This is a genomic window from Arthrobacter sp. 05N33_2, assembly GCF_056397425.1.
In genome coordinates, this window is the sequence record NZ_JBFTNJ010000003.1 from 46,334 (window position 1) to 68,966 (window position 22,633).

At 67.4% G+C, this 22,633-nt stretch carries 22 protein-coding genes; 14 read left to right on the forward strand and 8 right to left on the reverse strand.

The features are described 5' to 3' along the window. Nucleotides 1-34: 34 nt before the first annotated feature. The 3 genes from hpaD to AC1DHX_RS03875 are packed head-to-tail and all read left to right on the forward strand — an operon-like array spanning nucleotide 35 to nucleotide 2,731. On the forward strand, nucleotides 35-1,123 hold the full coding sequence (gene hpaD / locus AC1DHX_RS03865; protein ID WP_028276400.1) for a 3,4-dihydroxyphenylacetate 2,3-dioxygenase: 1,089 nt from the start codon (nucleotides 35-37) through the stop codon (nucleotides 1,121-1,123). Between the two features lies 1 nt (nucleotide 1,124). After that, complete coding sequence (gene hpaH / locus AC1DHX_RS03870; RefSeq protein ID WP_476859282.1) at nucleotides 1,125-1,910, forward strand: 2-oxo-hept-4-ene-1,7-dioate hydratase; 786 nt, start codon at nucleotides 1,125-1,127, stop codon at nucleotides 1,908-1,910. Then, nucleotides 1,895-2,731 carry an aldolase/citrate lyase family protein gene (locus tag AC1DHX_RS03875; RefSeq protein WP_476899868.1) on the forward strand — a complete coding sequence of 279 codons (837 nt, stop codon included), beginning with the start codon at nucleotides 1,895-1,897 and terminating at the stop codon, nucleotides 2,729-2,731. Before hpaH ends, AC1DHX_RS03875 begins: the two co-directional genes overlap by 16 nt. Before the next feature lie 102 nt (nucleotides 2,732-2,833). Here the strand turns inward: AC1DHX_RS03875 and AC1DHX_RS03880 are convergent, their stop codons facing one another. Together AC1DHX_RS03880 and AC1DHX_RS03885 are read right to left on the reverse strand one after the other, a co-directional pair. Then, nucleotides 2,834-4,291, reverse strand: a complete 1,458-nt coding sequence (locus AC1DHX_RS03880) for an amino acid permease (protein ID WP_018775070.1) — start codon at nucleotides 4,289-4,291, stop codon at nucleotides 2,834-2,836. Nucleotides 4,292-4,560: 269 nt separating this feature from the next. Further along, a complete protein-coding gene (locus tag AC1DHX_RS03885; protein WP_476859280.1) occupies nucleotides 4,561-6,243 on the reverse strand; it encodes an ABC-F family ATP-binding cassette domain-containing protein in 1,683 nt (560 codons plus the stop codon). Between the two features lie 185 nt (nucleotides 6,244-6,428). On the opposite strand from AC1DHX_RS03885, the gene AC1DHX_RS03890 reads away from it, so the two are divergent. The 6 genes from AC1DHX_RS03890 to AC1DHX_RS03915 all read left to right on the forward strand — a co-directional run bounded on the left by AC1DHX_RS03890 (nucleotide 6,429) and on the right by AC1DHX_RS03915 (nucleotide 12,192). Next, complete coding sequence (locus AC1DHX_RS03890; RefSeq protein ID WP_476859279.1) at nucleotides 6,429-7,190, forward strand: lysostaphin resistance A-like protein; 762 nt, start codon at nucleotides 6,429-6,431, stop codon at nucleotides 7,188-7,190. 130 nt (nucleotides 7,191-7,320) lie between these two features. Beyond that, nucleotides 7,321-8,598 carry a S1C family serine protease gene (locus AC1DHX_RS03895; protein WP_476859278.1) on the forward strand — a complete coding sequence of 426 codons (1,278 nt, stop codon included), beginning with the start codon at nucleotides 7,321-7,323 and terminating at the stop codon, nucleotides 8,596-8,598. Nucleotides 8,599-8,637: 39 nt separating this feature from the next. Continuing rightward, on the forward strand, nucleotides 8,638-9,078 hold the full coding sequence (locus AC1DHX_RS03900; RefSeq protein WP_223913636.1) for a VOC family protein: 441 nt from the start codon (nucleotides 8,638-8,640) through the stop codon (nucleotides 9,076-9,078). A gap of 21 nt (nucleotides 9,079-9,099) precedes the next feature. Next, nucleotides 9,100-10,068, forward strand: a complete 969-nt coding sequence (locus tag AC1DHX_RS03905) for a 1,4-dihydroxy-2-naphthoyl-CoA synthase (RefSeq protein ID WP_476850211.1) — start codon at nucleotides 9,100-9,102, stop codon at nucleotides 10,066-10,068. A 23-nt stretch (nucleotides 10,069-10,091) separates the two neighbouring features. Continuing rightward, on the forward strand, nucleotides 10,092-11,237 hold the full coding sequence (locus AC1DHX_RS03910; RefSeq protein WP_230010848.1) for an AMP-binding protein: 1,146 nt from the start codon (nucleotides 10,092-10,094) through the stop codon (nucleotides 11,235-11,237). A gap of 73 nt (nucleotides 11,238-11,310) precedes the next feature. Next, nucleotides 11,311-12,192, forward strand: coding sequence for a 1,4-dihydroxy-2-naphthoate polyprenyltransferase (locus AC1DHX_RS03915; RefSeq protein ID WP_028276409.1), 882 nt, complete (start codon nucleotides 11,311-11,313; stop codon nucleotides 12,190-12,192). 194 nt (nucleotides 12,193-12,386) lie between these two features. On the opposite strand, the gene AC1DHX_RS03920 is transcribed toward AC1DHX_RS03915, so the two are convergent. Further along, nucleotides 12,387-12,710: a DUF4229 domain-containing protein gene (locus tag AC1DHX_RS03920; RefSeq protein ID WP_018775060.1), complete on the reverse strand. Its 324-nt coding sequence runs from the start codon at nucleotides 12,708-12,710 to the stop codon at nucleotides 12,387-12,389. Nucleotides 12,711-12,839: 129 nt separating this feature from the next. Between AC1DHX_RS03920 and AC1DHX_RS03925 the strand changes: the two genes are divergently transcribed. Together AC1DHX_RS03925 and AC1DHX_RS03930 are read left to right on the forward strand one after the other, a co-directional pair. After that, entirely contained in the window at nucleotides 12,840-13,268 is a 429-nt protein-coding gene (locus AC1DHX_RS03925; protein ID WP_223913634.1) for a PLD nuclease N-terminal domain-containing protein, read from the forward strand. Between the two features lie 218 nt (nucleotides 13,269-13,486). Further along, complete coding sequence (locus tag AC1DHX_RS03930) at nucleotides 13,487-14,476, forward strand: hypothetical protein (RefSeq protein ID WP_476859277.1); 990 nt, start codon at nucleotides 13,487-13,489, stop codon at nucleotides 14,474-14,476. 331 nt (nucleotides 14,477-14,807) lie between these two features. On the opposite strand, the gene ccsB is transcribed toward AC1DHX_RS03930, so the two are convergent. Genes ccsB through AC1DHX_RS03955 form a run of 5 tightly spaced genes read right to left on the reverse strand, consistent with a single transcriptional unit; the run spans nucleotide 14,808 to nucleotide 19,769 of the window. Further along, on the reverse strand, nucleotides 14,808-15,926 hold the full coding sequence (gene ccsB / locus AC1DHX_RS03935; RefSeq protein ID WP_459385545.1) for a c-type cytochrome biogenesis protein CcsB: 1,119 nt from the start codon (nucleotides 15,924-15,926) through the stop codon (nucleotides 14,808-14,810). Next, a complete protein-coding gene (gene resB / locus AC1DHX_RS03940) occupies nucleotides 15,926-17,713 on the reverse strand; it encodes a cytochrome c biogenesis protein ResB (protein ID WP_459385546.1) in 1,788 nt (595 codons plus the stop codon). Before resB ends, ccsB begins: the two co-directional genes overlap by 1 nt. Further along, complete coding sequence (locus AC1DHX_RS03945; RefSeq protein ID WP_476899869.1) at nucleotides 17,713-18,468, reverse strand: cytochrome c biogenesis CcdA family protein; 756 nt, start codon at nucleotides 18,466-18,468, stop codon at nucleotides 17,713-17,715. Before AC1DHX_RS03945 ends, resB begins: the two co-directional genes overlap by 1 nt. 12 nt (nucleotides 18,469-18,480) lie before the next feature. Then, nucleotides 18,481-19,101, reverse strand: coding sequence for a TlpA family protein disulfide reductase (locus AC1DHX_RS03950; protein WP_459385547.1), 621 nt, complete (start codon nucleotides 19,099-19,101; stop codon nucleotides 18,481-18,483). A gap of 2 nt (nucleotides 19,102-19,103) precedes the next feature. Next, the gene (locus AC1DHX_RS03955) at nucleotides 19,104-19,769 is read right to left on the reverse strand and encodes a histidine phosphatase family protein (RefSeq protein WP_230010601.1); all 666 of its coding nucleotides are present in this window, start codon (nucleotides 19,767-19,769) and stop codon (nucleotides 19,104-19,106) included. A gap of 213 nt (nucleotides 19,770-19,982) precedes the next feature. On the opposite strand from AC1DHX_RS03955, the gene AC1DHX_RS03960 reads away from it, so the two are divergent. From AC1DHX_RS03960 to AC1DHX_RS03970, 3 genes are all read left to right on the forward strand, one after another. Further along, nucleotides 19,983-20,531, forward strand: coding sequence for a YceI family protein (locus AC1DHX_RS03960; protein WP_028278101.1), 549 nt, complete (start codon nucleotides 19,983-19,985; stop codon nucleotides 20,529-20,531). 218 nt (nucleotides 20,532-20,749) lie between these two features. Further along, a complete protein-coding gene (locus AC1DHX_RS03965) occupies nucleotides 20,750-21,487 on the forward strand; it encodes a hypothetical protein (protein WP_476899870.1) in 738 nt (245 codons plus the stop codon). A 212-nt stretch (nucleotides 21,488-21,699) separates the two neighbouring features. After that, nucleotides 21,700-22,587, forward strand: a complete 888-nt coding sequence (locus AC1DHX_RS03970) for a Yip1 family protein (RefSeq protein ID WP_476859275.1) — start codon at nucleotides 21,700-21,702, stop codon at nucleotides 22,585-22,587. Nucleotides 22,588-22,633 lie beyond the last annotated feature (46 nt).

Sequence of the window (22,633 nt, forward strand, 5' to 3'; positions counted from 1 at the left end):
CCACCCAGACCCCTTTCAAAGAAGAGAGAGCACCATGACCAACTTCGTCCCCACCCCCACTGTCCCGGCCCCGGACATCGTCCGCTGCGCCTACCTGGAACTCGTGGTCACGGACCTCGCCAAGTCCCGCCAGTTCTATGTGGACCTGCTGGGCCTGCACGTCACTGAGGAAGACGAGAACACCATCTACCTGCGCTCCCTCGAGGAGTTCATCCACCACAACCTGGTGCTCCGCAAGGGTCCCGTGGCCGCTGCGGCCGCCTTCGCCTACCGGGTGAAGTCGCCGGCCGAGGTGGACGCGGCCGAGGCCTACTACAAGGAACTGGGCTGCCGCACCGAGCGCCGCAAGGAAGGCTTCACCAAGGGCATCGGCGACGCCGTCCGCGTCGAGGATCCGCTGGGCTTCCCCTACGAATTCTTCTACGAGACCGAACACGTCGAGCGTCTTACGCAGCGCTACGACCTCTACTCCGCCGGCGAACTGGTCCGGCTGGACCACTTCAACCAGGTCACCCCGGACGTCCCGCGCGGCCGGGCGTACCTCGAGGACCTGGGCTTCCGCGTCTCCGAGGACATCAAGGACTCCGACGGCGTCACGTACGCCGCGTGGATGCACCGCAAGCAGACCGTGCACGACACCGCCCTGACCGGCGGCAACGGCCCGCGGCTGCACCACATTGCCTTCGCCACGCACGAGAAGCACAACATCATCCAGATCTGCGACAAGATGGGCGCCCTGCGCATCTCGGACCGGATCGAACGCGGCCCCGGCAGGCACGGCGTCTCCAACGCCTTCTACCTCTACATCCTGGACCCGGACGGCCACCGCATCGAGATCTACACCCAGGACTACTACACCGGCGACCCGGACAACCCCACCATCACCTGGGACGTTCACGACAACCAGCGCCGCGACTGGTGGGGCAACCCCGTGGTCCCCTCCTGGTACACCGAGGCCTCCCTGGTCCTGGACCTCGACGGCAACCCGCAGCCCGTGATCGTCCGTGAGGAAAAGAGCGAGATGGCCGTGACCGTGGGCGCCGACGGCTTCTCCTACACCCGCAAGGAAGAGGACGGCTCCGCCGGAGAAGCGACGGGCTTCAAGCTCGGGGCGCAGGTTTAGCGTGCTTGATCCCGCGACGATCGAGGCCATCGCAGACGAACTGCTGGAAGCCGGCCGCAGCCGTACTCCGGTCCCCCGCCTGACCACCCGTTACCCGGGGATGACGGTGGAGGACTCCTACGCAGTCCAGCGGCTGTGGCGGCGCCGCAACGAGGACGCCGGACGGACCCTCGTGGGCCGCAAGATCGGCCTCACGTCCAAGGCGATGCAGGCCGCCACCGGCATCACCGAGCCGGACTACGGCGCGATCTTCGATGACATGGTGCTGGAAACCGGCTGCTCCGTGGACTGGGACCGGTACACCCATCCCCGGGTGGAGGTGGAGCTCGCGTTCGTGTTGAAGAAGGACCTCGCCGGTCCCGGCTGCACCATCTTCGACGTCCTGAACGCCACGGACTACGTGGTCCCGGCCCTGGAGATCCTGGACTCTCGGATCGAAATGGAGGGACGGACCATCGTGGACACCATCGCGGACAACGCGGCGATGGGCGCCATGGTGATCGGCGGCAACCCCGTGCGTCCCGACGCCGTGGACCTGCGCTGGGTCTCCGCCATCCTCTACAAGAACCAGACCGTGGAGGAAACCGGCGTGGCCGCCGGCGTCCTGGACCACCCGGCCAACGGCGTGCACTGGCTGGCCAACAAGATCGCCGCCCACGGCGACGGCATAAAGGCGGGCGACATCATCCTCGCCGGCTCCTTCACCCGGCCCCTCTGGGTCTACAAGGGCGACACCGTGCACGCCGACTACGGCCCCCTGGGAGTTGTGACATGCCGTTTCGAGTAGAACCCGACGCCACCTTCAAGCACGCCCTGCGCACCCAAACCGGCACTGCCGGCCGTCCCCTGGCCGGGATGTGGGTCTGCTCCGGCAGCCCGCTCGTGGCCGAAATCTGCGCCGGGTCCGGTCTGGACTGGCTCCTGATCGACGCCGAGCACAGCCCGAACGGCCTCGAATCCATCCTGGCCCAACTGCAGGCCGTGCACGGCTACCCGGTCCATCCGGTGGTCCGGCCGCCGGTGAATGACACGGTGCTCATCAAGCAGTACCTGGACCTGGGCGTCCAGAACCTGCTGATCCCCATGGTGAACTCGGCAGCCGAGGCGGAGGCCGCCGTGGCCGCCACCCGCTACCCGCCCCACGGCGTCCGCGGGGTGGGCTCGGCCCTTGCCCGGGCCGCGCGCTGGAACCGTATCCCGGATTACCTCGCCCGCGCCTCCGGCACCGTCAGCGTCACCGTCCAGATTGAATCCGTTGCCGCAGTGGCCGCCGTCGGGGAGATCCTCGAAGTGGAGGGCGTGGACGCGATCTTCCTCGGGCCCTCCGACCTCGCCGCCTCCATGGGGCTGCTGGGCCAGCAGGAACACCCCCGGGTACGCGCCGCCGTCGAACGCTGCCTCGCCGCCGCCACAGCGGCCGGCAAACCTGCCGGCGTGAACGCCTTCAACCCGGCAACGGCCCGCGCTTACCTGGCCGCCGGCGCCGCGTTCGTGCTGGTCGGGGCCGATGTGTCCATCCTGGCCCGCGGCTCCGAGGCCCTTGCCGCCGACTACATCCCACCGGATGCGGTGGCTGAGCCCGGCGRCACCCCCGCCAGCAGCTACTGAGGGCCCTCCGCTTTAAACGCAGTTAAACGCGACGGCGGCAGCCACCTTTGCCAGGTGGCTGCCGCCGTCGCCGCGCTACGCTACACGTCGAACCGGTGGGTCCTAGCTGTAGAGCTCGCTCTTGGGCGCGTTGTTCTTGACCTTCTGCCAGCCCAGCCACAGCACCAGGGCGAAGAACGGGACGGTCGCCAGGGTCCACAGGCCCAGGTGGAAGACCTCGCCGGTCTTGCTGGTCATGGTGTCGAAGCCGATCAGCACGGTGATGGCCAGCAGCGCGACCAGCCCGGCCCAGCTGGTCCACGGCGAGCCCGGCATGGGCAGGCTGGAGACGCGGCCCTTCTGGTGGCGCAGCGCGATCTGGCTGGCGAAGATGGCGCCCCACGTGAAGATCACGCCGATCGAGGCGGTGTTCAGCGCGAGGTCGAAGGCGTGCGAGCCGCCGAGCCAGATGTTCAGCAGGATGCCCACGAGGTAGAAGGCGGCGATCGCCAGGATGGCCGCGTACGGCACGTGGCGCTTGGACATCCTGGTGAGCCACTGCGGGGCGTGCCCGTTGTTGGCCATAGTGCGGAAGACACGGCCGATCGAGTACAGGCCCGAGTTGCAGGAGGACAGTGCGGCGGTGATGACGATCATGTTCATCACGTCGCCCACCCAGCCGAGGCCCATCTGGCCAAACACGGTGACGAACGGGGACACGCCGGCCTTGTACTGGTCCGAGGGCAGCAGCATGGCCAGCAGCAGCACGGAACCGACGTAGAACACCACAATGCGCAGTACGACGGCGCGGATTGCCTTGGGCACTTCGCGCTTGGCGTTTTCCATCTCACCGGCGGTGATGCCGACGAGTTCGATGCCGTTGTAGGCGAAGATCACGGCGTTGAGCACGAGGACCATCACCAGGGCGCCCTTGGGGAACATCCCGCCGTCGTCGGCGAAGAGGTTGGCGACTGAGGCGTGGCCCGTGCCGACCTTGGCGTTGGTGACCACCATGAAGGTGCCGACGGCCAGGAAGATCAGGATGGCGCCGACCTTGAGGCAGGACGCCCAGAATTCAAATTCGCCGAACGCCTTGACGCTGAGCAGGTTGACGGCCACGAGCAGCGCGAGGGCGGCAATCGCCGAGGCTTCCACAGGCACGTTGGGGAAGAAGAACTGGAAGTACAGGCCGATCGCGATCAGTTCGGCAATTCCGGTCATGCCCCAGTTGATGAAGTACATCCAGCCGGAGAGGAAGGCGCCCTTCTTGCCGAACATTTCGCCGGCGTAGCTGACGAAGGAGCCCGAGGTCTGGCGGTACATGATGAGCTCGCCCAGCGCCCGCATGAGCAGGTAGGCGATCACGCCGGCGATGGCGTAGGAGAAGATCAGCGCCGGGCCCGTGGAGGCCAGGCGTCCGCCGGCGCCCATGAACAGGCCGACGCCGATTGCGCCGCCCATCGAGATCATCGTCACGTGGCGCCCGCTCAGGGTCTTCTTATAGCCCTCGGCGCTGAGGGTCGAGTCGACGGCGGATTCCGCGGGCGCGCTCTGGAGTTCTGTGGGGGTAATTGATGGCACAACGGTTCCTTGTAGGTCGGATTATGGCCGGGACGGGACCGGGATTCGGTTACATTCCATTCGGGTTTCTGCCCGGTGGGACAGCAAGATGTACCGAACCTCACAAGGAGTCAAACCCTCGCGCGGCTCATCCATCGTACTGGAATTCCCGGACCGGCCGTGACGCGGGCAACAGCAGTCAGGCGCTATGCCTAATTAATGACACCAAATCTGCCAAATAGCCGAATAATGTTCTATTTGGTCCGCGCAGGCTCCGGCGAATCGTTCTGCTACGCCAGGGCGCCGTCGCGCATCGAGTACCGGAGCCAGTTACCGGCGCCGTTTCCGTGCCCGGTTTCCTGCCTGGCGCCGTGCCTTGTTTCTCGGCTCGTTCCTCGCCGGGCGCAGGTGCTGAACCACTCACCCAGCGCGCGGTCGTGGCTGACCATGACCAGTGTCCCTGCGAACTCGGACAGGGCCGCTTCAAGCTGTTCCACCAGCACGGGCGCCAGGTGGTTGGTGGGCTCATCCACCAGCATCGTCCCGAAGCCGCCCAGCAGGAGCCGGGCCAGCGCCAGCCTGCGTTGCTGCCCCGCGGATAGGCTGCCCACCGGCACGTGGAATTCGCTGGTCCGGAAGAGCCCCAGGCGCAGCAGCGCCTCGGCGTGCTCATCGATATTGCCGCCCAGGCCCGCGGCAAAGGCGGGCAGGAGCCGCAGTCCCGGGCGCTGCGGGAGTTCCAACTCCTGCTGCAGATAGCCGATCCGGCCGTGCCTCACCACTTTGCCCTGGGCCGGTTCCAACGTGCCGGCGAGGACGGAGAGCAGCGTGGACTTCCCGGCACCGTTGGGGCCCGTAATGAGGATCTTCTGGCCGGCTCCCACCCGGAAATCCGTGGGTTCCAGCCGGCCGGGCACCGCGACCCCCTTCGCCTCGAGCGCCGGGCCTTCGGCCACGTCCGCCCGCAGGTCCGTTGCCAGTTTCAGGGGTACTGGGGGACGGTCAATGGGGTTTGCCTCCAGCCGGCGCAGACGCTCCTGGGCGTTGCGGACCTTGCTGGTGGCCGCCTTCTGCCACGTGCCGGCCTTGAAGTCGAACCCCATCTTGTCGCCGTCGCGCTGGCGGGCGTAGCCCATCTTGCCGGCAACCGTGTCCGCCTGGAGCCGTTCGGCCGCCATCGCGTCCAGCCACCCATGGTACTGCTGTGCCCAGCGCTGGCGCTCGGCAGCCTTCTCCCGCAGGTAGCCTTCGTAACCGTTGCCATACCGGTTGACCGACCGGCGCTCGGCATCGACCTCAATCACGGTTGAGGCCACTTTGCGCAGCAGCACGCGGTCGTGGGAGACCACCACCACCGTGCCGCGGTGCGCGGCCAGCCGCGCCTCCAGCCAGGCCGTACCGCTGGCGTCCAGGTGGTTGGTGGGTTCGTCCAGGAGCAAAATGTCCGCGGGATCGGCGAGAACGCAGGCCAGTGCCACCCGCTCCTGTTCCCCGCCGGAGAGCGAGCCCAGCGTCCGCATCCGGTCCAGCCCGCCCAGGCCGAGCCTGTCCAGCGCCGCTTCCACCCGGGATTCCGCGGCGTAGCCTTCCCGGAGCTGGTACTGCGTCTGCAGGTTTCCGTAGCGCTCCAGTTCGTCAGCTTCCGCGCCGGCCAGCCCGTCCTCCAGACGGTCCAGCTCGGCCTCCAGCGCGCGGAGCGATTCCAGTGCGGCGTCGATCGCGTCGCTGACAGTGAACAGCTCCGGCAGGCCATGGGTCTGGGCAAGGTAGCCCACGCGGCCGTGGCTGACGGACGTGCCCTCGTCCGGGGCCTCGAAACCGGCCAGGATCCGCAGCAGCGTGGATTTGCCCGCGCCGTTTTCGCCGACGATCGCCACATGTTCGCCAGCCGTGATGGCAACGTCGACGCCGGCAAAGAGCTGGCGGTCCCCATAGCCGTGGGATACGCCCGAAAGGCGGAGATGTTCGCTCAAGGAGTCCTCGCAGTAGGTGCCAGCCTGCCCGACGGCGGCTTGCGTCCTCAGTATGGCACCGCCGGCCGTCACTGGGCACTGAGGCACTGGGCACCGAGGCGGGTGCCGCCGTCGGGCGTCAGGTCTGCGATGGCGCCGGGGATCAGCTGGACCGCGTCCTCCTGCCTCGGCACTAGGCTGGGGGCATGGGCACAGCTCTCCGTACACCACCCGCGCCGCAGCCGGAGCTTTACCGGTTCTCCCCGCTGGATTTCATAACTGTTGGACTCTATGTTGCCGTGGCCGGTCTATTCGCCGTGGCGGGCAGCCTGCTGGAGCCGCTGCTGCTGCAGATATCGCCCAATCCTGCGGTGGCGTCCTACGCGGTGAACCTGATCTTCTACGCAACGGTCGGAGTCCTTGCCCTGACCGCCGCGCGGCATGTTGCGGTCCGTGATCTCCGCGTCCTTGCCACAAGGCCCTGGTTCACGGCCCTCATGGTGCCGCTGACCGTCGTGGCGATGCTCATTCTCACCGCGGTTCTCGTGGCCCTCAGCGGACCTGTGCAGACCTCCGCCAACCAGGCGGGCCTTCAGGCACTCATGCAGCAGGTCCCGGTCTGGCTCATGGTCCCCCTGCTGGTGTTGGTCGGCCCGTTCGTCGAGGAGTACATTTTCCGCCATTTGCTGATCGGCAAACTGAGCCGCCGGGTCAACCTCTGGGTCTGCTGCATCATGTCCGTGGTGCTCTTCGCGGCCCTGCACATCGTGGGCCAGGAGCAAATGACCCTGCAGGTGCTGATGCCGTACCTCGCCATGGGCGCCGTCCTGGTGTTCGTGTACGTCTGGACCGGGAAGAACGTGATGTTCTCCTACTTCGTCCACGCCTCCAAGAACCTCCTGGCGGTCATCTTCATCTACGCCATTCCGCCCGAGGTGCTCGAACAGCTGCAGCAAGTGCAGGGGTAACCGAAGCAGCGCGGCGGCGCATGGCACCCGGCTCCCCTCTGGTTGTTCGCCGGCGCATGCGTTATCTTGAGGGCACTTCGCGATGGTTTGGGAGGGCTGGAGCGGCAACCTTGTATTGGGGAGGACTGCCATGAAAGCCCACGCCCACCGAATGTTCGCACTCCCGGCAGCTGCGGCGCTGACGACACTTCTCGCGCTGAGCGGCTGCGTTTCCCTTCCCGGCGCCGCACCGACTGCACCGGCTGCACCGGCCACCCCAACGGCCACGTCTGCAGCGCCGGCGACCCCGCCGCCAACCAGCCAGACGGCCGTCACAGCACCAGCCCCGGTCGCTACCGGAAGCCGACAGCCGGGCGGGTGGGCCGGCACCGTCGCGAGTGTCCGCTCCGGAGTAGCAAAGATCAACGTCACGCTGTGCGACGCAGGCGGCGTCGGTACCGGTTTCCTCATCGAGAATGACCTCATCGTCACCGCCGCACACGTCGTGAAGGACCAAGCCGCCATCAGCATCAGCCTCGGAACAGAGATCTCGAGCGCGCAGGTACTCGGTATTGATGAGGCGGCCGACCTTGCCCTTTTGCGCACCGCCCGCCCGGTCAGCGGCCACATCTTCGACTTCGTCAGCGCTCCCCCGGCACTGGGCGAAGACGTGGCGGCGCTGGGCTTTCCCCTGGACGCCGACCTGACCTTCACCGCGGGACGCGTCAGCGGACTGAACCGGGAGCAGACAATCGGCACAAGGACGGTCAGCAACCTGATCCAGACCGACGCCGCCATCAATCCTGGAAACAGCGGCGGCCCGCTGCTGACCATGGACGGCAAGGTGGCAGGAGTCGTGAGCTCCAAGCGGGCCTGGGTTTTCGGTGCAGGCAGCGAAGGCAACTACAGTGCCGAGGGCACGGCCTTCGCTGTGGATGCCCGCAAGGCTGTCCTCGCCGTCGAGAGCTGGAAGAACCGCACCACTTCGCTGTCCCCGACAAGCTGCGGCCTTCCGGCACCGGCAGACACCAGCGCGATAGACGTTACGGTGAATTCCGATCACCCGCAGGCCGCCAACATCACCCAGAGCCTGGTATTTCATGGCCAGTCCATCAACCGCGGCGCATACGACCTCGCRTTCGCCATACTGACACCCGAGATGCAGGACCGGATGGGCGGACTCGAGACATGGCGGGAGGGGCTCGGCTCGTCTTTCTGGCGCACGCTGGAGGTCGAGGACGTATCCGCTGCCGGACCCGATCTCACGGCGTCCGTCCGGCTGAGGACCGTTCAGGACGCGCAGCACGGTCCCGACGGGCAGTCCTGCTCGGAATGGAAGCTCGACTACCTGATGACCTGGGATGGATCGATCTGGCGGATCGCGGACTCCCTTACGCCGCAAGGGCCTCCGGTGCCTTGCGGCGCCTGAACCCTACCGCCGCGGGCCGCGACGTCGTAGGTTCTTCCCATGACACTGAAAATCCAGATAGTCGTCGACTGCAAAAACCCGCACGAGCTCGCCGATTGGTGGGCCGAAACCCTGGAATGGGCCGTGGAGCCGCAGGATGAGGTTTTCATCCACTCCATGATCGAGCGGGGCTTCGCGACGGAGGCGGAGACCACCACGCACCGGGGCAAGCTCGTGTGGCGCGAGGGTGCCGCGATCCGCCCGCCCGAGGAACTCGACGCCAAGGCGCCCGCCCACCGCGTTTTGTTCCAGATTGTCCCGGAGGAAAAGACGGTCAAGAACCGGGTCCATTGGGACGTGCGGCTCGCGGGAGGGGACAAGGATGCCGTGCGGGCGGCCCTTGAAGCGCGTGGCGCCACGTTCCTCTGGTCCGCCAGTCAGGGACCGCATTCCTGGCACACCATGGCGGACCCGGAAGGCAACGAGTTCTGCATCAGCTGACGCGATTACTAGACTCGGACTGTGAGCAACGAAATCCCCGCCAAGGTATCCGACGTCTTTGACCCCTCCCGGTGGCGCACCGTGTCCGGTTTCGACGACTTCCAGGACATGACCTACCACCGGCAGGTGGAGCGCTCCGCCGACGGGGAGGTGGTCCGGGACCTGCCTACCGTCCGCATCGCCTTCGACCGCCCCGAGGTCCGCAATGCTTTCCGGCCCGGCACCGTGGACGAGCTCTACCGCGCCATGGACCATGCCCGGATGACCCCGGACGTGGCCACAGTCCTGCTCACCGGCAACGGCCCCTCCCCCAAGGACGGCGGCCACTCGTTCTGCTCGGGCGGGGACCAGAGGATCCGCGGCCGCGACGGGTACCGGTACGTAGTACAAAACTCAGCTGACGGCGAGACCAAGGAATCCATCGATCCCGCCCGCGCCGGCCGGCTGCACATCCTGGAAGTCCAGCGGCTCATGCGCACCATGCCCAAGGTGGTCATCGCCGTCGTCAACGGCTGGGCAGCCGGCGGCGGGCACTCCCTCCACGTGGTCTCGGACCTCACCATCGCCTCCCGCGAGCACGGCAAGTTCAAGCAGACCGACGCCACCGTGGGAAGCTTCGACGCCGGCTACGGCTCGGCCCTCCTGGCCCGCCAGATCGGCCAGAAGTCCGCCCGGGAAATCTTCTTCCTGGCCCGTGAATATTCGGCCGAGGACATGGTCCGGATGGGCGCCGTGAACGAGGCCGTGGACCATGGACGCCTCGAGGAGGTCGCCCTGGAGTACGCCGCTGACATTGCCCGGCAGTCCCCGCAGGCCATCCGCATGCTCAAGTTCGCGTTCAACCTCGCCGACGACGGCCTGGCCGGCCAGCAGGTCTTCGCCGGCGAGGCGACCCGTCTGGCGTACATGACGGACGAGGCCGTGGAGGGCAAGGAAGCCTTCCTCGAGAAGCGCGATCCCGACTGGTCCGCTTTCCCGTACTACTTCTAAGGCGCGCTGTGACTTCCGGAGCCATGAACATCGAGCCTGCGCTCAAGGCGCTGGCTGCTGCCCTCCACGGCGAGGGACCCGCCGTCGAACTCTCCGCCGGGCCGGACGGCTCGCCGGTGCTGGGGTTCCCTGACACGGCCGGCATCGAGGACGCGGCCGTCGTGGTCCGGACCTCCGGGTCCACCGGCACGCCGAAGGCGACCGTCCTGACCGTCGAGGCCCTGGCGGCCTCGTCTGTGGCGACCGCCTTTGCGCTCAAGGGCGAGGGCCAGTGGCTGCTAGCCCTTCCCGTCCAGTATGTGGCCGGCGTCCAAGTGCTGGTCCGCTCGCTTTTTGCCGGGACCCGCCCGTGGGCCATGGACCTCTCCGGCGGTTTTACGCCGGAGGCCTTCACCGCCGCGGCGCTGGAGCTCACGGACAAGATCCGTTTCACCTCGCTGGTGCCCACCCAGCTCCAGCGCCTGCTGGACGCGCCCTCCGCCGAGACGCTGGCGGTGCTGCGGCGCTTCAACGCCATCCTGCTCGGCGGCGGACCCGCGTCCGCGCAGCTGCTCGACGCGGCCCGGGACGCCGGCGTGCGGGTGGTGACTACCTACGGCTCGTCCGAGACCTGCGGCGGGTGCGTGTACGACGGCTTCCCGCTCGAGGACGTCCTGGTCAGGGTGGAGGACGACGGCCGCATCCTGCTGGGCGGGGCAACCATTGCCGCCGGCTATCTTCAGGCCCCAGAGCTCTCGGCAGCGGCGTTCATCGAAGCGGACGGCGTCCGCTGGTACCGGACTAATGACCTCGGCGAACTGGACTCCGACGGCCGGCTCACCGTACTCGGCCGGGCCGACGACGTCGTCATCACCGGCGGCGTCAAAGTTTCCGCCGCCCATGTCCAGGCTGAGCTGGAAAAGCTCGACGGCGTGCGGGCGGCTTTTGTCGCCGGTGTGCCGTCCGCGGAGTGGGGCCACGCCCTGGCCGCGTACGTCGCAGTGGCCGACAGTTCCCCGGAAGGGCTGGCGGCGTTCGCCGACCGCCGGAACCAGACCTGGGCACCGTCGCTGGGCGCACTGGCCCCGAAAACCGTGCTGCCCGCCGCGGAACTGCTCATGCTGCCCAACGGGAAACCGGACCGGCTGGGCATGACGGTCCGGCTGGACGCCCTCCATCAGGGAAAATAGACAAGCGCTTCCGGCTTCCGGCCGGCAACTCAAACCACCAACGAGCATTCAACCAACCAACGAGGTACTGACCGTGGCCACAGCCGCACAATGGATCCAAGGCGCCCGACTGCGCACCCTGCCGGCCGCAATCGCACCGGTGCTGATCGGCAGCGCAGCCGCCTACGAGATGGATTCGTTCATCCTGCTGAACGCCGTGCTGGCCGCCCTGGTCGCCCTGCTCCTGCAGATCGGCGTCAACTACGCCAACGACTACTCGGACGGGATCCGGGGCACGGATGAGGACCGGGTGGGTCCGCTCCGGCTGGTGGGCTCGGGGGCGGCCAGCCCGGAGCACGTCAAACGGGCCGCGTTCGCAGCCTTCGGGCTGGCGATGCTGTTCGGCCTGATCCTCGTGATCATCACGCAGGCCTGGTGGCTGATCCTGGTCGGCGTCGGCTGCGTGCTGGCCGCCTGGGGTTATACCGGCGGCAAGAACCCGTACGGCTATCTCGGCCTGGGCGACGTCTTCGTGTTTGTGTTCTTCGGCCTCGTCGCAACGCTGGGCACCACGTACACGCAGGCGGGGCAGTTGAGCCTGGCCGCGATCATCGGGGCGATCGGCACGGGGCTGATCGCGTGCGCCCTGCTGATGGCCAACAACGTCCGCGACATCCCGACCGACAGGAAGGCGGGGAAGAAGACCCTGGCCGTGCGGCTCGGGGACAAGCATGCGCGCGAAAGCTATGTGCTGATGCTGGCCGTCGCGATCCTGCTGGTCATCGTCCTGGCCCCCGCCCGGCCATGGATGCTGATCGTGCTCCTGCTGATCCCCGCCAGCCTCATGCCGTCCTGGCTGATGATTGCCGGGCGGCGCCGCAAGAGCCTGATCCCGGTCCTGAAGCAGACCGGACTAATCAACCTCGGCTTCGCCGCGCTGTTTTCAATCGGACTCGTCCTCAGCCACGGGTTCTAGGCAGGGGCTTCTAAGCCGCGGGCTCCCGGGGCTTCCCGGGGCTTCAGGGGACCAACCCTGGGGCTCAGGCCCCGCGGGCTCCCGGGGCTTCCCGGGGCTTCAGGGGACCAGCCCAGGGGCTCAGGGCCGCGGCTTCCCGGGGCTTCCAGGGGCTTCCAGGGGCTTCCAGGGCTTCAGGGGACCAGCCCGGGGGCTCAGGCCCCCGGTTGCCGGGAATCTTTCGGGCGGTTGTCCGTGCGGACGGCAATGTCGGGGTTCTCGTCCACGAGGCGGTCTTCCGCCTCGGCGTCGGCCACCTCTCCTGCGCTGCGCATCGGCTTGGCCTTGCCCGAGAACCGGTGGTGGAGCGTCGCGGTGGCCGCGTCGCGCTGCTTCTGGAAGAACAGGAAGCTGACGGCGAAGGACATCATTCCGGCGCACAGGGCGGCCAGGAGCACCCCCAGCTGCAGGTAGAGAAAGAGCGCAAACAAGGGCGCAAACAGCGCCAGTCGAATAAGGGTGTATTTGAGGAAAGCCACGCCTCAAGTTTAGCCGCCAGGACGGCGCGCTGCTTCGGCCATCCCGCTCCCCTCGTCCGCGGTGCCGGCAGCCTGCACCCGGGCATAGTGACCGGCGCCGTCGAGGCGCCCGACGGCTAGACTGAAGGTATGCTCCGTGTAGTGGTTCCGATCGTCATACTGGCCGTGTTTGTCTATGGACTGGTGGACCTCATCCGCACTGACGCGCGGCTGACCAGGGGCATCTCCAAGACCGCCTGGATTTTCGTGCAGGTCCTCCTCCCCGTGGTCGGCGCCACGCTGTGGTTTCTCATGGGACGCCCCCGCGCCACGGACACCGCACCGGTCGCCTACAGCCACCCGGTAGCGCCCGATGACGACCCCGAATTCCTGCGCAACCTTGAGATCCGCCACCGCAACCAGGCCGAGGCAGACAGGCTCAAGAAGCTCAAGGAAGAACTCGACGCCAAGGACCGCAAGAACGACGCCGGCAACGCGGAAGCCGGCGGCAGCGAAGGCGCCGGCGGTGCCCACGAACCCGGCGACGCCGGAACGCCGGGCACCGATGAGGTCAAGTAACAATCACGTAGCAGTCCAGTAGCACCGTTCCGTGCATCCATCTGCGGCCGTTCGCCCCAGATGGCCGGAATCCCACGCTCCAAGCGGCCACCTCCGGCAAACGGCCGCCACGCATCCGCGCCCGTGCCTGGCTGCCCACACCGCCCACTTCTCCCCCACACCCTGCCCGCGCTGTGGATAACCTCCAAGCCCCATCGGCGCGGGCGCAGAATGCCCGTATGCGCCCGCCCAGTGAGCTCCCCCCGCATCTTCGAAACCAGCCCTTCACCGTGGCCGAGGCCCGCACTGCCGGGGTGGGGCGACGACGGACCCGGGCCAGGGATCTCGTCAGCCCCTGTTACGGGGTGCGCGCGACCGCCGCCACCCCGGACAGTTTGGTGAAACGTGTGCATGCCCTGACGGCCGTGACGGGCGCAATCGTGAGCCACCTGTCAGCGGCAGTGCTGTGGGGATTTCCCCTGCCGCAGGCCTTGGAGAACCTGGCTGTCATCCATCTGACGAGTCGGCCGGGCCAGCGGGCGGCGCGGCATAAGAATGTGGTGGGCCATCAGCAGGCACTCGAACCGGAGGAGATCGTAGCTGGGGTGAGGGTTAGCTGCACCTCCCCACTGCGGACGTGGTTCGATCTCGCAGGCATACTAGGCCTCGATGACTTGGTGATCGCCGGGGACTTCCTGCTGCGGCGGAGAAATCCATTGACCACGATCCAGGAGCTGGACGCGTTCCTCGCCGGGAAGCAAGGCAGGGCGGGCTACCGGCGGGCTATGCAGGCCCGGTCCCTGATACGCGCCGACACGGACTCCCCCAAGGAGACCGAACTCCGGCTGCTCCTGATTCGGCATGGCCTGCCCGAACCCGCAATCAACGTGCCCATGTTCGATGAGACCGGCGGCTGGATCCAGGACCCGGACCTCTCCTACGAAGAAGAAAAGATCGCGATTCAGTACGACGGCGGGCATCACGCCAGTCCGGCCCAGCGTCGCAGCGACATCTTCCGGGATGAGAACGCGAGAGACGCCGGGTGGCGCGTGGTCGTATTGACCCAATGGCACTTGACCCCGCCCGGCCCTGGGATGGAGCCTGCCGCCGTTACCCGCGTGCGTGCGGCGCTGATGGAGCGCGGCTGGACTCCCGGCCCGGGCCCGAAGCCCGGGCAACGTCACCGTGCCCGCCCCCAGGCGCACCGATCTGACACGAATGGCCGCTAAGCGCATCGGCTTAGCGGCCATCTGTGGCAAATCGAGAGAGCGCGGGCCCACAGCTCCCTCCGGGCCCGCGCCCAGACGCGCCGTCCCAAGCTCGCGGCCGTGGCAGCCGCACCCTGGCACCGTCATGCCATGCCACGCTGCCCAACCCCCGTGCGGCGCACCGATCTGACGCGAATGGCCGCTAAGCGCAGCGGCTTAGCGGCCATCTGTGGCAAATCGAGAGAGCGCGGGCCCGCGCAGCCAGGGAAGGACCCGGAAGCACCCGGCCCGGGYGCGGTTATGGGCCCGGGTGCGGTTACGGCCGGGGTGCGGTTATGGGCCGGGGTGCGGCTTACAGTCCCGAGTAGGAGTGCAGGCCGTTGAAGAACTGGTTCACGATCGTGAAGTTGAAGACCACGCACAGGTAGCCGACGATCGACAGCCAGGCGGCTCGGGTTCCGGTCCAGCCGCGGGTGGCGCGGGCGTGCAGGTATCCGGCGTAGACCACCCAGATCACGAACGTCCAGACTTCCTTCGTGTCCCAGCCCCAGAACCGGCCCCAGGCTTTCTCCGCCCAGATGGCGCCGAACATAAGCGTAAACGTCCAGCCGACGAACGCGATCGCGTTGATGCGGTAGGACAGGTTCTCCAGGCTCAGGGCGTTCGGGACCAGGCGCATGAACCCGAGCTTGTCGGCACCGCCGGCGGCGATGGTCTTCTGCCGGTGCGACTGCACGAGCTGCAGCGCGGACATCGCGAAGGTCAGGGTGAACAGGGCCGAGGACATTACCGCGATGGAAACGTGGATGATCAGCCAGTAGCTCTGCAGCGCCGGCACGAGGTGGCCCACGGGGGTCCAGAACGCGATGGAGGCGGCAACCAGCATGATGATGGCCAGTCCGATCACGAACGTGCCCAGGAAGCGCAGGTCGCGGCGGATCAGCACCAGCAGGAAGACGGCCACGGCCACGAACGCGCCCGTGGTGAGGAATTCGTACATGTTGCCCCACGGCACCCGGCCGGCACCGAGCGCGCGGGTGATCACGCCGGCCGCATGAATCGCGGCGCCGAGGACGGTCAGCGCGACGGCGACGCGGGCGGGGGCACGCCGCTCACCGGCGTAGCGCATGCTGCCGTCGGCGGTCTGGCCCGCGCCTGCGGCGGTGCCCGGGCGGGAGGTGGCCGACGTCGGACGCTCGGCACGGCCTGCCGGGCCGCTGACGTCCGCATCGGAGCGGGCGACGTCGGCTCCGGCGGCCCCCGCGCCGACGCCGACGGGAACGCGGGCGGCATTGGCCTCGGCCGCCGCACCGGAGAGCTCCGCGGCCTTGAGGTCCACCGCGCGCAGCGTCTTGCTGCTCTTGGCCAGGTCCCAGGCGAAGGCGATGAACGCCACCGTGTACGTGCCGGCGGCCAGCAGCATGAACAGCTCGCTGTACTGGCCCATGGTTTCGTTGATCGAGAACGGCATTACTGATCYTTCTTCGACTCGGAAGAGCCGGCTGTTGACTGGATGAAGTCTTCTGCGGGTTGTTCAGGAGCGGCGTGCGTGCCGCCGGCACCCGTGCTGCCTGTTGCCGTGCTGGCCTTATCCGCCCGGTCATTATCCGCTGTTGCGCTGGGAGCGGGCTGGGAGCCGGTCGCGGCCTCATCGCCCAACAGCCAATCGTCGGAAAGGAGTTTGCGGATTGCCGCGGCCTCCCCGGCCAGGCGGTGGTCCTCACCGCGGGCCAGGAGACCGTACTCCACCATGGTGCGGCCGTCCTCGTGTGTGCCGGTGCGGACCCAGACGCGGCGACGGTTCACATAGAGCGAGGTCACGAGCCCGGCCACGGCCAGGAGCGCGAAGATCAGGGCGTACAGCTGTCCGGGGTTGTGGTGGATGTCCACGCCGATGTAGCGCTTGACGCCGTCGAAGCTGATGGAACCCTTGCCGTTCGGCAGCGTGTAGCTGCTCCCGGGCGCCAGGACGATGCCCTTGGTGTCCAGGTTGCGGGCGTTGAGCGGCGTGAGCTTCTTGACGTCGAGCTCGAAGACGTTCTGCGGGGAGCCCGCGTCCAGGCCGAGGTCGCCGAAGTAGGAGTTCAGGGTCAGCTGCGGGTTGATGAGCTCCGGATCACCGCTGAAGGACACGCCCTTGTCGGTGACAAACGCCGTCGGCAGGAAGAACCCGGCGAAGGCGAGCTGTTCGGGTTTGGCGTCCGGAACCTTGATGACGACGGAGGAGTAGTAGTTCTCGCCCTGGAGCTTGGCCACCACGGGTCCCTGCATGGCAACATTGCCCGCGCCGTCGCGAATCGTGACGACGGGAGCGTAGCCGTTGCCGGTGAGGTACACGCTGGTGCCGCCGAGGCTGAGGGGGTCGTTGACCTTAAGCACCTCCTTCTTGGCGGGTGCGTCCGGGTTTTCCTTCGTGGTCACGGCGGCGGTGAAGTCGATGGGCTGACCAAACTTGCCCTTCGATTCACGGTCGAAGGTGATGTCGAACTTGTCCAGCTGGACCGAATAGGGCTGCAGCTGGCTGCTCTGGAAATTGGTGCCGGGGGTGAACTGGTCGTAGCCGACGAGGGTGTTGACGAACGTGTCGCCCTCCACCAGGATGCGCTGCCCGCTGTAGCCGAAGAGGCCGCCGGCTGCCACCGAAACCAGCACTCCGATCAGCGCGGTGTGAAAGACGAGGTTGCCGACTTCCTTCAGGAAGCCGCGCTCGGCACCCAAGGACGGGCGGGCGCCGTCGCGGTCCCGCACGTCGACGCGGTAGCCGCGCTTTTTCAGCAGCTCGGCGGCGTCGGTGATGGCGGCCGACGCCGGGATCCCGGCGTCGGCCGGAATCACCAGGGTGCCGTATTCGGGGAGCCTGGACAGGCGGGCGGGGGTGCGCGGGGGCTGGGAGCGCATCGCTTTGTAGTGCGCGATGGCGCGCGGGATCACGCAGCCAATCAGCGAGACGAACAGCAGGATGTAGATCGCGGAAAACCAGGCAGAGGAGTAGACGTCGTAGAGCTGCACCGAGTCCAGGATCGAGCCGTAGTCCGGGTGGTCCTTGATGTACTGCGTGACAATCGCCGGGTTGGCCGGGCGCTGCGGAAACAGCGAGCCGGGCACGGCGGCGACGGCCAGCAGCAAGAGCAGGAACAGGGCTGTGCGCATGCTGGTCAGCTGCGTCCACGCCCACCGGAGCATGCCCAACGGACCCAGCGTGGGCAGGACGGCCTCGGGCTTCGGGGACTTCTTCTTTTCGTTCACGCGCTCGCTCATCAGATTGGCAAATTCACATCGGTTTGGAACCAGTACTGCAACCCGGAGACCCAGGTGCCCCACACACCGCTCGCCATCAGGATCCCAAGCAGGATCAGGATGCCTCCGCCGGTGCGCTGGATGGCGAGCCGGTGGTTGCGGAAGAAGGACATCACGCCAATGCCGCGGCGCACGGCCAGGGCGATCAGCAGGAACGGGATTCCCAGCCCAAGGCTGTAGACGAACGCCAGGAACGCCCCCTTGGCCGCCGAGGAGCCGCCGGAGAGGCTAAGCAGCTGGACGGCCGAATACGTCGGACCGATGCACGGTGCCCAGCCCAGCCCGAAGGTGATGCCCAGCAAGGGCGCACCCCACAGACCGGCCGGGGGTTTGGCATGGATCTTGGCATCGCGCTGGAGCCAGCCGAAGCCGCCCATGAACACCACGCCCATGACGATCACCAGGACGCCCAGCAGCTGGGTGATCCACWTGTTCTGCGAGCCSGTGATGARGCTGCCCAGCTGCCCGAAGGCGCCGCCGAGCAGCACGAAGATCACGGAGAAACCGAGGACGAACAGCCCGATGCCGGCCAGCATGCGCCCGCGCTTTTGCTTCTGCAGGTCGACGCCGGTCAGACCCGTGACGTAGCCCAGGTATCCGGGCACCAGCGGGAGGACGCAGGGCGAGAGGAAGGAGACAAGTCCGGCCAGCAGCGCGACGGGAATGGCAAGCAGCAGCGATCCGTTCAGGATGGCTTCGGCGAAGGGGCTGTTCACGGTGGGGCCGCGCTACTCGGCCACGGCGGCGGCGATGAGGGACTTCAGGGTGCCCTGCTGGATTTCGCCCAGGACCCGGGAGGCGACGCGGCCCTGCTTGTCCAGCACGAGGGTGGTGGGCACGGCGCCGGGCGGCACGAGGCCGGAGACGGCCAGCAGCACGGCGCCGTCCTTGTCGTTGAAGCTCGGGTACGTCAGGTTGAAGGTCTTGTCGAACGCGTCGGCCGTGGCCTTCTCATCGCGCAGGTTCACGCCGAAGAACTGTACGCCCTTGGTCTTGAATTCCTGGTTCAGCGCCTCGAGGGAGGGCGCCTCGACCCGGCAGGGGGCGCAGGCGGCAAACCAGAAGTTCAGCACGGTGACTTTGCCGGGGAAGTCCGCCGACGTGACGGCCGTGCCGTCGAACAGCGTCCCCTTGAGCGCCACGGGACTCTTGCGGTCCGCGACGGCGAACTCGGTGACGGACCCGTCGCCGGCCACGTAGTTCTTGTTGTCTCCGGCCTTGGCCTGTTTGGCGAGGGCGTCGTCCTGGGCGCAGCCGGACAGCCCGAACACCGCGGCCAGCGCGGCCCCGCCGGCGGTCAGGACGCCGCGGCGGGACAAAGGCATGTTTTCGCGGTGGTTCGCGGACATGGTCAGGCTCCCGGGGTGCTGGCGGCACCGGGAAGCAGGGCGGCAGCGGGCTCGCTGTAGTCGACGCGCACGAGGCCGCCGGCGTCGTCGAACACCAGGGAAGTCAGGGACGTCAGGGTGCATTCGCGCTTGCGCGGGTCGTGCCACAACGGCCGGCCTTCGGCGCTGAGCCGCGTGGCCCAGATGGGCAGCTGGTGGCTGACAAGGATGGCTTCGGCCCCGTTGCCGCCCAGCTCGATGGCCCGGATGCGTGCGTCCTGGACGGCCGCGATGACCCGCGCGGCCTGCTCCTTGTACGGCTCACCCCAGGAGGGCCGCAACGGGTTGTACAGCCGGGCCCAGTGCTTGGGCCGCAGCAGCTCCGCCTTCGAGACGCGGAGGCCCTCAAAGTAGTTGGCGGCCTCGATGATGCGGGATTCGGTGGCAATCTCCAGGCCCAGGGCGTCGGCGATCGGCTGCGCCGTCTCCTGCGCGCGGGTCAGTGGGGACGCGGCGAGGTGGACGATCCTGGCCCCTTGCGCCGACCGCTCCCTGAAGTGTTCCGCCAGGGTGCGGGCCATCTCCCGGCCGAGTTCGGAGAGGTGGAATTCCGGCAGCCTGCCGTACAGGACACCATCGGGATTGTGGACCTCGCCGTGGCGGAGCAAATGAACAGTGGCTTGGGGCATGTCTACCAGTTTCTCAAAGATGCCGGTCGATCTGAAATCTTCTACGGGAGGTAGAACTGATGAGTTTGGAAAAATGTTCCCCGGAGTTGGAATAAAAGATGCAAATGCATGTTTATACTGGGTGAAGCAGTTAGTTGAGATTTCAACCAATGATGCTTCAACTAGCGATCAGACGAACCACCGCAGTACCAACCCGACTCAAGGAGAACCACCATGGCACTTCCCGCAAACGTCACCACCGGCACCTGGACCCTCGACCCGTCGCACAGCGAGATCGGCTTCACCGTCCGCCACGCCGGCATCAGCAAGGTCCGCGGTCAGTTCACCGACGCCGCCGCCACTCTGGATCTCGCCGAGAACGTCACCGATTCCAAGGTCAACGCCTCGATCAAGACCGCAAGCTTCGACTCCGGTGACGCCAACCGCGACGGCCACGTCCGCGGCGAAGATTTCTTCGACGTCGAGACGTTCCCGGAGATCTCCTTTGTCTCCAACACCATCGTCCCCAAGGGCGACGCCTACGAACTCCAGGGCGACCTCACCATCAAGGGCATCACCCGCCCCGTGGCCCTCGAGACCGAATTCAACGGCGTGGCCGTCGATCCCTTCGGCAACACCCGCGCCGGCCTCAGCGCCGAAACCACGATCAGCCGCAAGGACTTCGGGCTGACCTGGAACGCCGTCCTGGAGGCCGGCGGCGTGCTGGTCAGCGACAAGGTTGCCATCAACCTGGAACTGGCCTTCATCGCTCCCGCAGCATAGCCAGCATCAAGCATGGTCGCGGCCCGGTCACTCCCGTCCGCGCCTGACGGCCGACGCCGGTCAGCCGGGTCCAGCGCCCCGCTTCATCTTCGCGATGAAGCGGGGCGCTGTTGTTTTTCGCCGCTGCTGTCTGCCCCTCTCGGGCGCCGCCGTCGGGCACCGCGACGCGGCTCCAGATTCCCTAGATAACAGGGAAACGGCGGTCTACAGTGAGAGCCATGAGCAACCCGAGTGATGTACCTCCGCAGCAGCCGGGCGCCCAGCCTCCGGTGTCGGGCAGCGTCCCGCCCGCCGGCCCACCGCAGCTTCCCGCCAACCCGCCGCCCCCTCACGGATACCAGGCACCCCCTCCCGGGTACCAGGCACCGCCGCCGGGGTATCAGGCACCCCCTCCCGGGTACCAGGCACCGCCGCCGGGGTATCAGGCACCGCCGCCGGAGTACCAGGGCCAGCCGGCGTCGGCCGGCGGATTCCGCTTCGAGATGCCCACCGACCGCCCCAGGAACTTCGGCGATGCACTGCCTGCCGGCGGGCTCTCCGGCATGTTCAAGGTTGCCGTAATGCCCACCGAGCTGAAGGTCTCCTACTGGATCTGGCTGATCGGCGGGCTCCTGGGCCTCCTTGGTGGAGTCATCGGGTTGTTCGGGTCCTTCGTCCTGGTCGCCTTTGCGCCGGCAATCGGGCTCCTGGTGCTGCTGCTCGTGATCGTGGCGCTCGCACTGGCAACCGCTCAGATCATCCTGGCCATGAAAATGAAGGAAGGCCGGGAATGGGCCCGCTTCGCCCTCACCATCCTTGCCGGCATCTCCCTGTTGCTGGCACTCGTCAGTTCCGGCATCGCCGACGGCCGGGCGGGCGGAGGCCTGCCGGGCTTCCTCATCAGCCTCGTTGCGACCGTGCTCATGTGGCTRCCGAACGCACAGRCATGGTTTGCCGCCAACCGGGGCCGAATCTAGGCCTGCCGCCGCACAGGGCAGCCGCGGAATCGTGGCAGCGCCAGGGCTCCCCCGCCGCCACGCGCCGGCCATCGAATGGGGCTTGAGAATACCTCTCCGGAATGATCCACACGATGGCCGGCCCGCGGTACGGTTGAGCTAAACCATGCTGGGGGCAGGGCAGGATCTCTGATCCCGGTGGCCGATTCGATCGACACGCAAAGGACCCCTTCATGAGCAATCCCCCAGTCCAGCCCCCGCCTCCCAACGGCTCCGAGCCGGGCAGGGAATCCACTCCGGCCCCGCAGGCGCCGCAGTACGGCGAGAACGCCCCGCAGACGCCGCAGTACGGCGAGCAGACACCCCCGACCTACGGCCAGAACGCCCCGCAGACGCCGCAGTACGGCCAGCAGGCACCCCCCGCCTACGGCCAGAACGCCCCGCAGACGCCGCAGTACGGCCAGCAGACACCCCCCGCCTACGGCCAGAACAGCCCGCAGACACCGCAGTACGGCCAGAACGCCCCGCAGGCACCGCAGTACGGCCAGCAGACACCCCCCGCCTACGGCCAGAACGCCCCGCAGGCACCGCAGTACGGCCAGTCCCCGTACGGCCAGTCCCCCTACGCCCAGTACCCGTCCGACCAGCCGCAGGCTCAGGGCGCGGTTCCCCAGTTGGTCAATACGTCGTTCTGGCTGATCATCGCAGCCGGAGCCTTGTGGGTCATCTCCATGCTGGTGTCCCTGGGAACCCTGGACACCCCTGCCGTCAGGGACATGTTCGAGCAGCAGATGGCAGCGAGCGGCACGAGCGTCGACTTCGAATCCATCAAGGGTGTCCTGATCGGCACCATCGTGGTGTTTGCCGCCATCAGCGCCGGGCTGTACGCCCTCGTGGCATTCAATGTCCGCAAGGGCAGGAACTGGGCCCGCATCCTGGGCACCGTGTTCGCCGCATTGTCGGTCTTCAACATCATCCCGCTCAGCCTCGCCACCCTGGCGGCACTCGTGGGCATTGCGGCTATCGTGCTGCTTTACCTGCCCGCGGCAGCGCCGTATTTCCAGAAGCGGCAGCCCTTTGCCAACCCCTATGGACAGCCTGGAGCCCCCTTCGGGAAGTAGCGTCGCCAAGAACCACCCAGTGGGATACCGCTCAGCGGGCGCGGGA